Origin of the sequence: Streptomyces sp. NBC_00620 (genome assembly GCF_026341825.1) — a bacterium.
Classification (GTDB): domain Bacteria; phylum Actinomycetota; class Actinomycetes; order Streptomycetales; family Streptomycetaceae; genus Streptomyces.
The window spans coordinates 2,279,041-2,292,765 of the sequence record NZ_JAPENY010000001.1; the positions used below are offsets into that span (position 1 = coordinate 2,279,041).

At 67.9% G+C, this 13,725-nt stretch carries 14 protein-coding genes; 5 read left to right on the forward strand and 9 right to left on the reverse strand.

Annotated elements, in window-relative coordinates:
- Nucleotides 1–54: 54 nt before the first annotated feature.
- A complete protein-coding gene (locus OG246_RS10520) occupies nucleotides 55–1,998 on the forward strand; it encodes a hypothetical protein (RefSeq protein ID WP_266459186.1) in 1,944 nt (647 codons plus the stop codon).
- Between the two features lie 66 nt (nucleotides 1,999–2,064).
- Here the strand turns inward: OG246_RS10520 and OG246_RS10525 are convergent, their stop codons facing one another.
- Entirely contained in the window at nucleotides 2,065–2,811 is a 747-nt protein-coding gene (locus OG246_RS10525) for a cyclopropane-fatty-acyl-phospholipid synthase family protein (protein WP_266459187.1), read from the reverse strand.
- 262 nt (nucleotides 2,812–3,073) lie between these two features.
- Between OG246_RS10525 and OG246_RS10530 the strand changes: the two genes are divergently transcribed.
- Together OG246_RS10530 and OG246_RS10535 are read left to right on the forward strand one after the other, a co-directional pair.
- Entirely contained in the window at nucleotides 3,074–4,081 is a 1,008-nt protein-coding gene (locus tag OG246_RS10530; protein ID WP_266464059.1) for a bifunctional lytic transglycosylase/C40 family peptidase, read from the forward strand.
- Nucleotides 4,082–4,274: 193 nt separating this feature from the next.
- Nucleotides 4,275–4,976: a phosphatase PAP2 family protein gene (locus OG246_RS10535; RefSeq protein ID WP_266459189.1), complete on the forward strand. Its 702-nt coding sequence runs from the start codon at nucleotides 4,275–4,277 to the stop codon at nucleotides 4,974–4,976.
- Between the two features lie 84 nt (nucleotides 4,977–5,060).
- Here the strand turns inward: OG246_RS10535 and OG246_RS10540 are convergent, their stop codons facing one another.
- From OG246_RS10540 to OG246_RS10550, 3 genes are all read right to left on the reverse strand, one after another.
- Nucleotides 5,061–6,614 carry an FAD-binding oxidoreductase gene (locus OG246_RS10540; RefSeq protein ID WP_266459191.1) on the reverse strand — a complete coding sequence of 518 codons (1,554 nt, stop codon included), beginning with the start codon at nucleotides 6,612–6,614 and terminating at the stop codon, nucleotides 5,061–5,063.
- A 260-nt stretch (nucleotides 6,615–6,874) separates the two neighbouring features.
- Complete coding sequence (locus tag OG246_RS10545) at nucleotides 6,875–7,873, reverse strand: inorganic phosphate transporter (RefSeq protein ID WP_266459193.1); 999 nt, start codon at nucleotides 7,871–7,873, stop codon at nucleotides 6,875–6,877.
- A 7-nt stretch (nucleotides 7,874–7,880) separates the two neighbouring features.
- A complete protein-coding gene (locus tag OG246_RS10550; RefSeq protein WP_266459195.1) occupies nucleotides 7,881–8,501 on the reverse strand; it encodes a DUF47 domain-containing protein in 621 nt (206 codons plus the stop codon).
- 290 nt (nucleotides 8,502–8,791) lie between these two features.
- Between OG246_RS10550 and OG246_RS10555 the strand changes: the two genes are divergently transcribed.
- Nucleotides 8,792–9,151 (forward strand): metal-sensitive transcriptional regulator, encoded by a 360-nt coding sequence (locus OG246_RS10555; protein ID WP_266459198.1) that lies wholly within the window; start codon nucleotides 8,792–8,794, stop codon nucleotides 9,149–9,151.
- 74 nt (nucleotides 9,152–9,225) lie between these two features.
- Here OG246_RS10555 and OG246_RS10560 read toward each other — a convergent pair whose 3' ends face one another.
- Together OG246_RS10560 and OG246_RS10565 are read right to left on the reverse strand one after the other, a co-directional pair.
- Nucleotides 9,226–9,429, reverse strand: a complete 204-nt coding sequence (locus OG246_RS10560) for a hypothetical protein (RefSeq protein WP_266459200.1) — start codon at nucleotides 9,427–9,429, stop codon at nucleotides 9,226–9,228.
- 124 nt (nucleotides 9,430–9,553) lie between these two features.
- Entirely contained in the window at nucleotides 9,554–10,396 is an 843-nt protein-coding gene (locus OG246_RS10565; RefSeq protein ID WP_266459202.1) for a hypothetical protein, read from the reverse strand.
- Between the two features lie 119 nt (nucleotides 10,397–10,515).
- Here OG246_RS10565 and OG246_RS10570 point away from each other — a divergent pair, with 119 nt between their 5' ends.
- Nucleotides 10,516–10,677, forward strand: a complete 162-nt coding sequence (locus tag OG246_RS10570) for a hypothetical protein (RefSeq protein WP_266464380.1) — start codon at nucleotides 10,516–10,518, stop codon at nucleotides 10,675–10,677.
- Between the two features lie 111 nt (nucleotides 10,678–10,788).
- On the opposite strand, the gene pstB is transcribed toward OG246_RS10570, so the two are convergent.
- Genes pstB through pstC form a run of 3 tightly spaced genes read right to left on the reverse strand, consistent with a single transcriptional unit; the run spans nucleotide 10,789 to nucleotide 13,683 of the window.
- Entirely contained in the window at nucleotides 10,789–11,565 is a 777-nt protein-coding gene (pstB, locus tag OG246_RS10575; RefSeq protein WP_266459204.1) for a phosphate ABC transporter ATP-binding protein PstB, read from the reverse strand.
- 52 nt (nucleotides 11,566–11,617) lie between these two features.
- Nucleotides 11,618–12,676 carry a phosphate ABC transporter permease PstA gene (gene pstA / locus OG246_RS10580; protein WP_266459207.1) on the reverse strand — a complete coding sequence of 353 codons (1,059 nt, stop codon included), beginning with the start codon at nucleotides 12,674–12,676 and terminating at the stop codon, nucleotides 11,618–11,620.
- Entirely contained in the window at nucleotides 12,673–13,683 is a 1,011-nt protein-coding gene (pstC, locus tag OG246_RS10585; protein ID WP_266459211.1) for a phosphate ABC transporter permease subunit PstC, read from the reverse strand. The genes pstA and pstC overlap by 4 nt, the downstream gene beginning before the upstream one ends.
- Nucleotides 13,684–13,725 lie beyond the last annotated feature (42 nt).

Below are 13,725 nucleotides of genomic sequence, written 5' to 3' on the forward strand. Positions count from 1 at the left end.
CGGCGGCAACGTTGTCGCCGCACAACCCAGTTCTCGTCATCGGGGGATGACCACATGAGACTGAGCTTGATCAACACAAGCGGGAAACCACCTGGCGCGGCACGAAGAACCGTCTTCGTTGTCGTGCTGACAGTGCTGTGCGCGTTGGTGGGTCCCGGAGTCGGCGTCGGATGGGCGGACTCGGGCGGTGGACCAGCCGCCGTAGCGGCATCGCCCGACGCGGCGAAACGTCCGGCCTGGCAGGCGACGAGCAGTGCGCCGAGCCCGGGACTTCCGGCACTTCCGGCACTTCCGGCACAGAAGCAGAGCTCCGGCGCTTCGCCGTCGCTGCTGGCCTGTGACACGCACGCGGTCGGCACCTGGGCCTACAACGACCAGGCCGGTGTGCAGCACAACGGGATGAACATGCAGGTCCAGGTGCGGGATCTGCGGACCGGCGCGCGGATCGCCGGGCTCACGAACTCCGCCGGCCGCTACGACATCTGTTTCACGGCCGCGCAGTTCACGCAGTTGTACATCACGTTCGCGGCTGAGAACGGCGCGTGGCGGGTGCAGAACGGCACGAACATCTACAACTGGAGTACGCCGGTCCGCGCCAATCCGGTAGCGGGCAGCACCGTGAACTTCGGCACCCAGGTTCCCGGCGACGGCACGGCGGGCCACCGGGCCGCTCACGCCTTCGACGAGGCCAACGACGCGTGGGTGGGGGTTCCGCACACGAACGGCTGCTGGGATCCGAAGGACACCACGTGCCGGCAGTTGCGAATCAACTGGTCGAACACCGCAGTCGGCGACACGGATTTCTATGACCAGGTGGGCAACGTGGTGCAGCTGCTCGCCGTAACCCCGGACGCCCCGATGGAGGTCATGCACGAGATCGGCCACGCGCTGATGGACGACGTCTACAACGACGCGTTTCCGTCGACCGTGGGTTGCCCCAGGCCGCATCCTCCCAACCAGGCCAGCACCGCCGTATGCGCGTGGATCGAGGGATGGGCGGACTTCTTCTCACTGGCCATGTACCACACCCCGGTTTTTCAGTTCGGCATCGGAACCTCGATGAATTTCGAGTTTCCGACCTGGGGGTTCAATGGTGTCGGCAATGGTGATGTGACGGAGACGCGGGTCGCCGGGGCGTTGTGGGATCTCATAGACATCAACTCCAGCGGTGCCGAAACCTGGGATCAGCACAGTGAGGGCTTCGGAGCCGTCTTCTTCCCGCTCGCGCGTCACGTCGACAACACGTTGGCGTCGTTCTGGAGCAGTCGTGGCACGGAAGGATTCGACGTGTCCGACTCCTCGCTGGGGTCGCTCTACCAGAACACGATCGACTACGGCTACCGCAAGCCCTTGCTCGACGCCCGAGGTCAGTTCCTCCCCGCGTTCGTCTTTCCCGGGCCGCCGCAGAACTTCAGCCTCAACACCGCGGTCCACTCGTGGTCCGTGGTCGCGCTGCGGCCGTCGAATCCGAACGACTTCAACCTCCTGCTGTACGACGACCGGGCGCAGACGTCGGTTCTCGGCGGCAGCGCTCTGGGCGGCCAGACGGTCGATTTCGTCGCGATCGACTCGAATCTGCGGCCGGTGGGCGACTACTACCCACGGGTGAGCCTGTTCCAGGGGGGACCCGGTACCTACACCATCGAGTCCGTGATGGGCTTCGACACGTTGCAGCCGGGGTCATCCACCTCCTTCCACCTCGACGACTCGCAGGTCGCCGCCGTGCAGGACACGCCGCTGACCGCGGGTGTGCCGGTGACGATCACGCTGACCACGACAAGCCCGATCTCGGTGGCCAGTCTGTTCGTCATGGGCGACGATCCGAGCGCACCGTCGACGTTCGTCCAGAGCCGCAGCTCCGCGGTGGCGTCCGCTGTCGGGTCCAACTCCGGTGGGCAGCCGGTCTCGGTGACCTTCACGCCGACGCGGACCGGCGAGTACGGCATCGTGACCACGTTCGACAACGTCGGCGGCGACTACACGCTGACGCGTAGCTGAACCACAACGGCGGGAGGGGTGTGGTGCGTGGCCTACGCCACGCACCACACCCCCCTTTGAGGTGGGTCAGCGATTCATCAGGGCGAAGACTCCCCAGCCGAGGTACTCCCGCTGGTAGCGGACGTGGCGTGCGGGGGCGGTGGTGAGTTCCGCGCGCAATACGGGGGCCAGTTCGTCGTCCGGGTTCTCGTCGAGCCAGCGGCGGATGTTGAGCCACTGGGCGGCGGCGAAGCGGTCCCAGCTGTCATGGTCGGCGAGGACCATCTCGACCACGTCGCAGCCGAGTTCGCCGAACTGCTCGAGGAGCTCGGGCAGCGGGAGGAAGTCCTCCTTGGCCGAAGCGTGGCAGGCCTCGACGGTCGTCTGATCCGGGGGATCGAGGCGCCAGTACGGCTCGCCGATCAGGATCATGCCGCCGGGGGCCAGGCTGCGGCGGAGGAGTTCTACGGTGCCGGCCGGTCCGTTGCCGATCCAGGTCGCGCCGATGCACGCGGCGATGCCCACCGGTTCGTCGGAGACATGGCCCGTCGCGTCCCCGTGCGTGAAGGTGACTCGGTCGGCGACGCCCAGCTCGACGGCTCGGGCGCGGGCGGTGGCGATGGAGACGGTGCTGATGTCCACGCCGGTGCCGGTGATCTGGTGGTCGCGTGCCCAGGTGCACAGCATCTCGCCCGTGCCGCAGGCGAGATCGAGCATGCGAGTCCCCGGCGGCGGGCTGAGCGCCTCGCCCAGAGTCGCCAGCTTCTCGCTGGTGAACGGGTTGTGGATGCGATGGCTACTCTCGCGGATGGTGAAAATACGTGGAAGATCCACTTCTGGGGTTCCTTCGGTCCAAGGTGGTTGCGATGGTGGTGATGCCTTCGGTCGGCGGCCGGTGGAACTCGGCCGCGCTCGCCTGAACCGTCATCAAATGCACCTCATCGGAAGCAACAACGCTTGGACCGGCCGAGAGTAGGACCGGCCGGCCGGTCGCGTCCATCGGTTTTCGCCCCGTACGACCTTGTGTGTGATCATCCCGTCGCACGGGAGCCGCCTCTACACTGACCTCGGCGGACTCCTGGGCGGCGAGGGGCGGTTGACGGTGCGTAAGGCATGGATCGTGGCGATCGCCGCCGTCGGCACCGGGCTCGGCTTTGTCATGGTGCTCGTCGTCGGCGTCTACCTGGTCGCGGGGAACCTCGCGGGTGGGGCGGCCGGCGGAGCGGTCACGCTGGCCAAGGGCGCCGTGCCGGCCGCGTACCAGACGCTCGTACAGAAGTGGGGCAATCTGTGCAGCGCCATCAACCCGGCGCTGCTGGCCGCGCAGCTCTATCAGGAGAGCGGATTCAATCCGAGCGCCCAGAGCCCTGCGGCGGCGCAGGGAATAGCGCAATTCATCCCGGGGACCTGGGCCACTCACGGAATCGACGGCGACGGGGACGGCGACCGCGATGTATGGGATCCGAATGACGCGATTCCATCGGCGGCTTCGTACGACTGCGAGCTCGCCTCGTACGTGAAGGACGCGCCGGGGGACCCGACGCACAACATGCTCGCCGCCTACAACGCGGGGGCGTACGCGGTCATCAAGTACGGGGGCGTACCGCCGTACAAGGAGACCCAGAACTACGTGAAGACGATCACCACTCTGCAGGCGAGTTTCGCCGCGCCGGTGACCCGGGTCGACCCCTCCAAGCAGGCCGCGGCGGCCATCTCGTACGCGCAGGAGAAGCTCGGCACGCCCTACCTGTGGGGCGGGAACGGTACCGCTGACCAGGGCGGACGCTTCGACTGCTCGGGGCTGACGAAGGCCGCGTACGAGAGTGTCGGGGTCACGCTTCCGCGGGTCGCCAACGACCAGTACAACGCCGGGCCGCACCCCGCGCGGGAAGAGCTGCTGCCGGGCGATCTGGTGTTCTTCTCGGACGACCTCACCAACTCGCGGGCGATCCGGCACGTGGGCATCTACGTGGGCGGCGGGTACATGATCGACGCGCCCAAGCCGGGGGCCGTCATCCGCTTCGACCCCGTCGACACCCCCGACTACTTCGGAGCCACGCGAGTGACCGAAGATGGCGCGAAAGCATTGCCCACGACGGTCTGAACCCACCCTCTGAGCTGCGGCGATGTATCTCTCTTCGATAACGTCTGAGTGATCATTCGGTGGAGGGTGGAACGTACTGGAGGGGACTGTGCGTTCCTGTTGACGTAGAGCGGATCTACGACCACGGGGGTGGGACAGAGCGCCGCACGAAAGGCTGCGCGCGCGGGCACGACGACGAAGGAGCCGCAGCGCTATGGCTGGACTCGCCGAATCCGGTTCCAATCCCGACGTCGACCTGCTCTACGACATCAATGGCCTGGCCAAGGACGCGCCCCGGTGGTTCGACCGGGGTGTCGAGTTCGTGGGCGAGTACGGGCTGCTGATCGCGATGGTCCTGCTGGTGGCCGGGTGCTGGTGGTCCGTGCGGCGGCGGGGCGGCGAGGATGCCGCGTCGTCCGTGGCCGCGGTGGTGTGGGCGCCGCTGGCCGCCGGGATCGCGCTGCTGGTGAACATGCCGATACGGGATTTCGTGGCGCGGCCCAGACCCTTCGCCGACCACCAGGGCCTCGACGTGCTGGTGTCCGGCAAGACCGACTACTCCTTCGTCAGCGACCACGCGACGCTCACCATGGCCGTCGCGGTCGGGCTCTTCATCGCGAACCGGAAGTTCGGGCTGATCGGAATAGGGCTCGCGCTGCTCGAAGGTTTCTGCCGGGTCTACATGGGCGTGCACTACCCGACCGACGTGATCGGCGGCTTCGCCCTCGGCACGGCGGTCGCCCTGCTGCTGTCCCCGCTCGCCATGCTTCTGCTGACGCCGGTGGCCAAGGCCGTGGAAGGGTCCGCGCGGGTCGGCGGGCTGATCCGGGCGCGGGGGGCGGCTCTCGCGGGTGAGGAAGCGGTGATCGCGGGGGCTCGGGTGGAGCGGGCCGAGGATCGGGATCTGGCCGCGTAGAGGCCGTACCGCCCGAGCCCGCGCTGTCGCGCAGAGTCCGCACCGCGCTGTCGCGTAAGACCGCACCGCCGCGCAACGGCCGTACTACAGCGCCTGCGGGAAGTCGAAGAAGCGGTTCGGGTCGTACTGCTTCTTCAGGGCTGTCAGGCGGGGGGCCGCGTCGCCGTAGTACGCCTTGCGCCAGTTGGTGAGGGTGGGGTCCGTGTAGTTCTGGTACGCGGCGCCCGAGGCGTAGGGGGACATGGCCTTGTGGGCGGTGGTCAGCCAGGACTGGGCGGTGGTGCCGGAGGTGCCGGCCTGCCAAGCGGCGATGTACTGGGCGAGCATGCGCGAGCGGCGGTGGACGAAGGCCGTGGAGGTGGGGGAGACGCGGTTGACCGCGCCGCCGAGTGCCGTCAGGGCGATGCTGCCCGAGCCGCCTCGGACCGTCGAGAGCTGCTTCATGAGGGCCTGGATCCCGGCCGACGATATCGAATGGTCGAAGAAATCCGAGCGGGCCGCGTACGTTTCGCGACCGAGGGCGCCCTGCGTCGAGCGGCCCGGGGTCGAGCCCGGCAGGTGGCACTGGGCGTCCGTGGAGAAGGACGAGCAGCCCGCGTACACCTCCATCGAGTCCTCGTACGAGCGGCGCTTCAGCGAGACGCTGCTCGCGGGGGCGCCGATCGTGTCGGCCAGCCGGTCCACGGCGTTCTGGAGTTCGACGTACGTGCCGAGGGAGAACGCGGCGATGGAGATCGTCGGCGTGCCGCCGGTCGCGTTCGCGAGGTGGCAGGAGGACCAGATCTCGTCCGGCTGGGTCGGGCCCCACTCCTGCCAGGCCTTGATCACGGCGGCTGCCCTTGACCAGGGCCAGGTCATGTACGCCGATACGGCCTGGGGGGCGGGGTGGGTCTTGTAGCGGAGCTCGGTGACTATGCCGAAGTTGCCGTTGCCCGCGCCGCGCAGGGCCCAGAAGAGGTCCTTGTTCTCCGTCGCGTTCGCGGTGAGCTGCTTGCCGTCGGCCGTGATCAGGGTCGCCTGCGTCAAGCTGTCGCAGGTCAGGCCGTACGCGCGGGAGACCACGCCGTGGCCGCCGCCCAGGGTGAGGCCGGAGACGCCCACCGTGGGGCACGAGCCGGCGGGGATCGTGACGCCCTTCGCCGCGAGGGCGCGGTACACGTCGATCAGTTTGGAACCGGCGCCCACGACTGCCTCGTTGGCGCTTGCCCGGATCTTGTTCAGCTTCGATACGTCGATGACCAGGCGGTTGTTGCCGGAGGACCAGCCTGCGTAGGAGTGGCCGCCGTTTCGGATCGAGACCTTGATGGCGTGGGCGCGGGCGTAGGCGATGGTGGTGCGGATGTCTTCTGCGTGGGCGACGTAGGCGACTGCGGTGGGCTTCAGGGTGTCGAAGCGGGTGTTGTAGAGCTGGTGGGCGGTTGGCCAGGCCTGGTCGTTCGGGCGGATCAGGGTGCCGTCCAGGTCCCTGGACAGGGCGGTCCAGTTGGCGGGGGTTGCTGTGCTGGTGGTGGCCGTGCGTATGGGGGTGCCGGTTGTTTCGGCCGCGCCTTGGGGCGCGTCCGTTTTGCCGTTGCACGCGGCTGTGGCTGCCGCCGCGAGTGCGGCTGTGGCTCCGCCTATGAACGTACGCCGTTGCATGTGCGCCTCCCCTTGGTTCTGTGGAGGGAGACGGGTCCCCGGGTTCGGGGGTTCCACCGGCGGGGCGTCTGCGGGTCGGGTGGGGCTGGGGGTGGGTTTTTTCGCCCCCTCCGCCCCTACCCGTCCCGTTCCTGGGGGCTGCGCCCCCAGACCCCCGCTTTCGGCCTGGACGGCCTCGTCCTCAAACGCCGGACGGGCTGAAATCGGGCGTAGCCCGGAAGCAAGGGACGGGTAGGGGCGGAGGGGGCGAAGAAACTCCCCTACAGAACCGCCAGATTCACGACCCAGAAGCTCAGCGCCGCCACCAGTGCCGCCGCCGGCATGGTGATGAACCAGCCGAGGATGATGTTCTTGGCCACGCCCCAGCGGACGGCGTTCAGGCGCTTGGTGGCGCCGACGCCCATGATGGCGGAGGTGATGACGTGGGTCGTGGAGATGGGGGCCTTGAAGAGGTAGGCCGTGGCGAACATGATCGACGCGCCCGTCGTCTCCGCGGCGAAGCCCTGGGGCGGATCGAGCTCGATGATCTTCCGGCCCAGCGTCCGCATGATGCGCCAGCCACCGGCGTACGTCCCGAGCGACAGCATCACCGCGCAGACGATCTTCACCCAGACGGGAATCGGATCGCCCGGCCCCTGCACATCGGCGATGACCAGCGCCATCACCACGATGCCCATGGTCTTCTGGGCGTCCTGGAGACCGTGGCCGAGAGCCATGCCGGCGGCCGAGACGGTCTGGGCGATACGGAATCCGCGCTTGGCCTTGTGGGGGTTGGAGCGGCGGAAAATCCACATGATCGCGCACATCACCAGATAGCCGACGACCAGGCCGACCAGCGGCGAGGCGAACATCGGAATGACGACCTTGTCCAGCACCCCGTCCCAGTAGACCGTCGTGCCGCCGGCCAGCGCCGCGCCCACCATGCCGCCGAACAGGGCATGGGAGGAGGAGGACGGAAGACCGAAGTACCAGGTGACCAGGTTCCAGGTGATCGCGCCGACGAGGGCCGCGAAGAGGATTCCCATTCCCTTGGAGCCCTCGGGGGTCTGGATCAGGCCCTCGCTGACCGTCTTGGCGACCCCGCTGCCGAGGAAGGCACCCGCGAGGTTCATGACCGCGGCCATGGCGAGCGCCGCCCGCGGTGTCAGCGCCCGCGTCGACACGGACGTCGCGATCGCGTTCGCCGAGTCGTGGAAGCCGTTCGTGTATGTGAATCCGAGCGCGACGCCAATGGTCACGATCAGGGCGAAGGTGTCCATGAAGAGGTCAGGACTCCTTGACGGCGATGGTCTCCACCGTGTTCGCCACGTGCTCGAACGCGTCGGCCGCTTCCTCCAGCACATCCACGATCTGCTTGAGCTTGAGCACGTCCATGGCGTCGTACTTGCCGTTGAAGAGCTGGGCGAGCAGCTTGCGGTGGATCTGGTCGGCCTGGTTCTCCAGGCGGTTGACCTCGATCCAGTACTCGGTGAGGTTGTCCATCGTGCGGAGGTTCGGCATGGCCTCCGCCGTCAGCTCGGCCGCCCGCGCCAGCACCTCGATCTGCTGCTCCACACCCTTGGGGAGCTCCTCGACCTGATACAGCACGACCAGGTCGACGGCCTCCTCCATGAAGTCCATGATGTCGTCGAGGGACGAGGCCAGGTTGTAGATGTCCTCGCGGTCGAACGGCGTGATGAACGAGGAGTTCAACTGGTGGAAGATCGCGTGCGTGGCGTCGTCACCGGCGTGTTCCGCGGCCCGCATACGCTCTGCGATCTCGGTCCGGCCGGAGGCGTCCGCCCCGAGCAGTTCCATGAGGAGTTTCGAGCCCGTGACGATGTTGTCCGCGGATGCGGAGAACATGTCGTAGAAGCTCGTCTCCCTGGGGGTCAGACGAAAGCGCACGTTGGGGTCCTCGGGGTGCTTCGGTTCGGTCAGGCTGATGCTAGGCGCATCATCCGGCCACGGCTAATGGGCCGTCTCCCAGTGTCGCCCATCAGGCACAGTGATCAGCACAGGGTCCGGCTCCGCCATCGGGCAAGGGCCCTATACCCAGCAAAGTTCGATACCATATACCTACCAGGGGTATATGTAAGCGGCGAACCGGACGGGATCTCGACAAGGGCCTCCGGTATATCCCCCGAGGTGTCCCCGGGGCCCTCCGGGACCGCCGACAGACTCATCAGGAGGACGCGATGACGACCACCGAGGCCGGCGCGACGGCGCCCTCCGGCGAACCCGTGCAGCAGGTCGTGACCGACCACGACCGGGGTATCCACGGCTACCACAAGCAGAAGGACGAACACCTCAAGCGCCTGCGCCGGATCGAGGGCCAGATCCGCGGTCTGCAGCGGATGGTCGACGAGGACGTCTACTGCATCGACATACTCACCCAGGTCTCCGCCTCCACGAAGGCCCTGCAGTCCTTCGCCCTCCAGCTCCTGGAGGAGCACCTGCGCCACTGCGTCGCGGACGCGGCCGTCAAGGGCGGCGACGAGATCGACGCGAAGGTCGAGGAAGCGACGAAGGCGATCGGACGACTGCTGCGTACGTGATGTGGGGTTGCCCACTTGGGTACGTACATGGGGGGCGGCGTGGCGGGGACCCGGCCACGCCCGGACGGGACGGGCTACAGGTCCGCGTCCCTTGTCTGCTGATGGTCACGCTCGTAGGTGCGCGCTTCGGACACCTTCAGCACCTCGTCGATGCTCTCAAGACTGAGCCGGTCCTCGTCAGCGGCCGAGGCCGCGATGATCAGGTCTCCGCACAGCTCGATCTCGGCGAGGGCCACGTGGTCCTGAACTGCAGTACCGCCGACCGGAGCCACGTGCATCACCTCTTCCTGCCGTCACCGACTTCCTAGAGTAGGTAGCGGCCTACACACCGCGCATGGCACGGAAGGGCCATTTCCGGCCCCCAACTCCTCCTACGCCCGCCCCTGCCCCGGTCGGGCGTTCCTACTCCGCGATCTTCCCGGCGAAGATGTCCGCGGACTCCGGAAGTGTCACGTCGGCGGCGACCCCGAACTCGTACAGCAAGGTCGTCGAGGCGACGGCGACGGTGCCCTTCTGCCGTCCGTTGACGAAGCTGAAGCGGTGGCGGACCTTGCGCAGCCGCCCCTCGTCGTCGAGGTAGGCGTCGAACGGCACTTGGGCGCTGGCGAACCCTTTCGCCGCCGCCTTCAACGCGTCCCGGTTGCCCTCCGACGCGCTCTTCGCGGCCAGGTCGAGGTCGGCCGTACCGCGGTAGTGCCGCACCGGAACCCCGGCGACCTCGGTCTTCCCGACGTACGCCGCCGTCCGCGCCCCGCGCAGCAACTCTGCCGCCGCGTACGGGTCGGTGGCGCCGCCCGTCACCAGGTTCCCGTCGGAGAGGCCGGCCGTGTCGACGCGGACCCACTTGTCGGAGGGGACACCGGCGCCGCGGTTCTTCATGAAGAGGGCGCCCGGCGCGAGGAGTTCGGTGATCGGCCGGTGCTCGTCGGCGCCCGCGGGGTCCTGCGGCAGCAGTACCTTCAGCCGGCCCCGCTGCTCCTCGAAGTCGTACACACCCTCGCCCCGGATGGTGACCCTGGTCCCGCCGGTGGCCATCTCCATGGACGTACGGGTCTTCGCGCTGCCCGCCCGCCTCAGGGAGTCGGCGGCCCGGTGCAGCACCTCGACGCTGTCGGCACCGGTCCGGGCGTCCTCGGTGACGCCGGTACCGCCCGAGCATCCGGTGACACAGACCATCAGCCCCACCGCGGCGCCCACGACGATCATCCGGCCGCCCCGCCGCTCCTCCTCCACCTGCGCCACCATCGCCTGCCGACCCCCAGCCGGTCCGTCCCGGGCCCTCCCCGTCGCTCCGCTTAACGACGTGTGGGGGTGCTCGTCACGCGTGCGCACTCCGTTCACTTGCCTTGGGTAACGTTGTTGGCGTGGCACAGCAGGACGGGATCGCCCAGAGCCAGGAACATCGCACTACAACGGTCGAGCAGGGCCGCTTCTGCCTGGCCCGCTGCACCTGCGGCTGGCGCGGCCCGGCGCGAAGAGCCCGGAGTCTGGCCCGCACGGACGCGGAGGGGCACATCCAGGGGTAAGAACACGGTGAGAAAAGGAGCGGGCCCGCCCCCGGTAGCCGGGGGCGGGCCCTTCTCGTCCTCGCGGTGGCACCGCCATGCAGCACCGCGAGGGGTTCTTGAAGCGTCGGCTCAGCCGAAGCGGCCCGAGATGTAGTCCTCGGTGGCCTGGACCGTCGGGTTGGAGAAGATGCGCTCCGTGTCGTCTATCTCGATGAGCCTGCCGGGCTGGCCGACCGCCGACAGGTTGAAGAAGGCGGTGCGGTCGGAGACGCGGGCGGCCTGCTGCATGTTGTGCGTCACGATGACGATCGTGAAGCGCTCCTTCAGCTCGCCGATCAGGTCCTCGATCGCGAGGGTGGAGATCGGGTCCAGGGCCGAGCAGGGCTCGTCCATGAGGAGCACCTGCGGCTCCACCGCGATCGCCCGCGCGATGCACAGACGCTGCTGCTGACCGCCGGACAGGCCCGAGCCGGGCTTGTTCAGGCGGTCCTTGACCTCGTTCCAGAGGTTCGCGCCCTTGAGGGACTTCTCCACGACGTCGCTCAGCTCGGACTTCTTGTAGGAGCCGTTGAGCTTCAGGCCCGCCGCCACGTTGTCGAAGATCGACATGGTGGGGAAGGGGTTGGGGCGCTGGAAGACCATGCCGATCGTGCGGCGCACGGCGACGGGGTCGACCCCGCTCCCGTACAGGTCCTCGTCGTCCAGGAGCACCTTGCCCTCGACACGGCCGCCGGGGGTGACCTCGTGCATGCGGTTGAGGGTGCGCAGGAAGGTCGACTTGCCGCAGCCGGAGGGGCCGATGAAGGCCGTCACGGAGCGCGGCTCGACCGTCATGGAGATGTCTTCGATCGCCTTGTGGGCGCTGTAGTAAGCGGTCAGTCCGCTTACGTCGATTCGCTTGGCCATTTCAATCACTGCTTCTTTCGAGGGGGAGACGTCGGTCGCTGATATGGCCGCGTCAGCGACCTGTCTTCGGCGCCTTCCAGCGGGCGATGCCGCGAGCCGCCAGGTTGAGGATCATGATGAAGGCGATCAGGGTGAGCGACGCCGCCCAGGCACGGTCGTACGCCGCGCCCGAGCCGGCGCTGTTCGCGTACTGCTGGTAGATGTACAGCGGCAACGAGGCCTGCGCACCCTCGAACGGATTGTTGTTGATGAAGGGGTTGCCGAACACCAGCAGCAGCACCGGTGCGGTCTCGCCCGCGATACGGGCTACTGCCAGCATGATGCCGGTGATGATGCCGCCGAGGGAAGTCGGCAGGACCACCTTCAGGATGGTGCGCCACTTCGGGATACCCAGGGCGAGGGAGGCCTCGCGCAGCTCGTTCGGAACGAGCTTGAGCATCTCCTCCGTGGAGCGGACGACGACCGGCATCATCAGGATCGCCAGGGCGAGCGAGCCGGCGAAGCCGAAGGGCTGCATGTCGAACTGCAGCATCAGGCTCAGGATGAACAGGCCGGCGACGATCGACGGGATGCCGGTCATGACGTCGACGAAGAACGTGATGGCCCGGGAGAGGTTGCCGCGCCCGTACTCCACGAGGTAGACGGCGGTGAGCACACCGACCGGCACGGCCATGAGTGCGGCGAGGCCGACCTGCTCCAGGCTGCCGATGATGGCGGCGTAGATGCCGCCTCCCGGCTCGGTGTCGGTGACGACTCCCATCGAGTGGGTCAGGAAGTAGACGTCGAGCACCTTGATACCGCGCACGATGGTCGTCCAGACCAGGGAGACCAGCGGCACGACGGCGAGGATGAAGGCGACCCAGACCAGGCTGGTCGCCACCCGGTCCTTGGCCTGCCGACGGCCCTCGATGCGCGCGGCGATGCCGTACGTCCCGAGGACGAAGAGGACCGCGGCCATCAGGCCCCACTGGACGCTGCTGTCCAGCCCGGCCGCGGCGCTGATACCGATGCCGAGGGCGACCGAGCCCGCGGCGATCGCCCACGGGGTCCACTTGGGCAGCGTCGCGCCCTGCAGGGTGCTGGGACGCTTCGCGTTCAGGGTGTGGCTCATGCGTTGGCCCCCGAGTACTCCTTGCGACGGGCGATGATCGCGCGGGCCGCGCCGTTGACCAGCAGGGTGATGACGAAGAGGACCAGGCCGGAGGCGATGAGCGCGTCACGGCCCTGCTCGGATGCCTCACCGAACTTGCTGGCGATGTTCTGGGCGAAGGTGCCGCCGCCCGGGTCGAGCAGGCTGGCCTGGATGTCGAAGGTCGGCGAGAGGACCGTGGCGACGGCCATCGTCTCGCCGAGCGCGCGGCCGAGGCCCAGCATCGAGGCGGAGATCACGCCGGAGCGGCCGAAGGGGATCACCGACATGCGGATGACCTCCCAGCGCGTGGCGCCGAGGGCGAGAGCCGCCTCTTCGATCATCTGCGGGGACTGCCGGAAGACCTCGCGGCTCACGTTCGTGATGACCGGCAGGATCATGATCGCGAGCAGGATGCCGACGGTGAGCATCGAGCGCGGGGCGCCGCCCTGCCACTCGAAGATGCCGGTCCAGCCGAGGTAGTCGTCGAGCCAGCCGAAGAGGCCGTTCATGTGCGGGACGAGGATGAGGGCGCCCCACAGGCCGTACACGATGGACGGCACGGCGGCGAGCAGGTCGATGACGTACGAGATGGGGCCGCTGAGCCTGCGCGGGGCGTAGTGCGTGAGGAACAGCGCGATGGCGACCGCGATCGGGACCGCGATGACCATGGCGACGATCGAGGAGACCACCGTGCCGAAGGCCAGGACGGCGATGCCGAAGTCCGGCGGGATCGCGGTGGGGTTCCACTCGAACGTGGTGAGGAAGTTGCTCTCGTCCTTGCTGATCGCGAGGGTGGCGCGATAGGTCAGGAAGATCGCGATGGCGGCCATGACCACCAGCAGGAAAATGCCCGAGCCGCGGGAGAGACCGAGGAAGATCCGGTCACCGGGTCGGGTGGCGCCGCGGCCGGCACGTTTCTGCTCGACCGCGGAAGGCTGGGGGGTTGGCGGAGGCGCTTCGGCGTCGTTCTTCGTCGATATATCCATCAGATTTCTCCGGTCTGCGGAGTCGCACGAGATGTGGGGCTC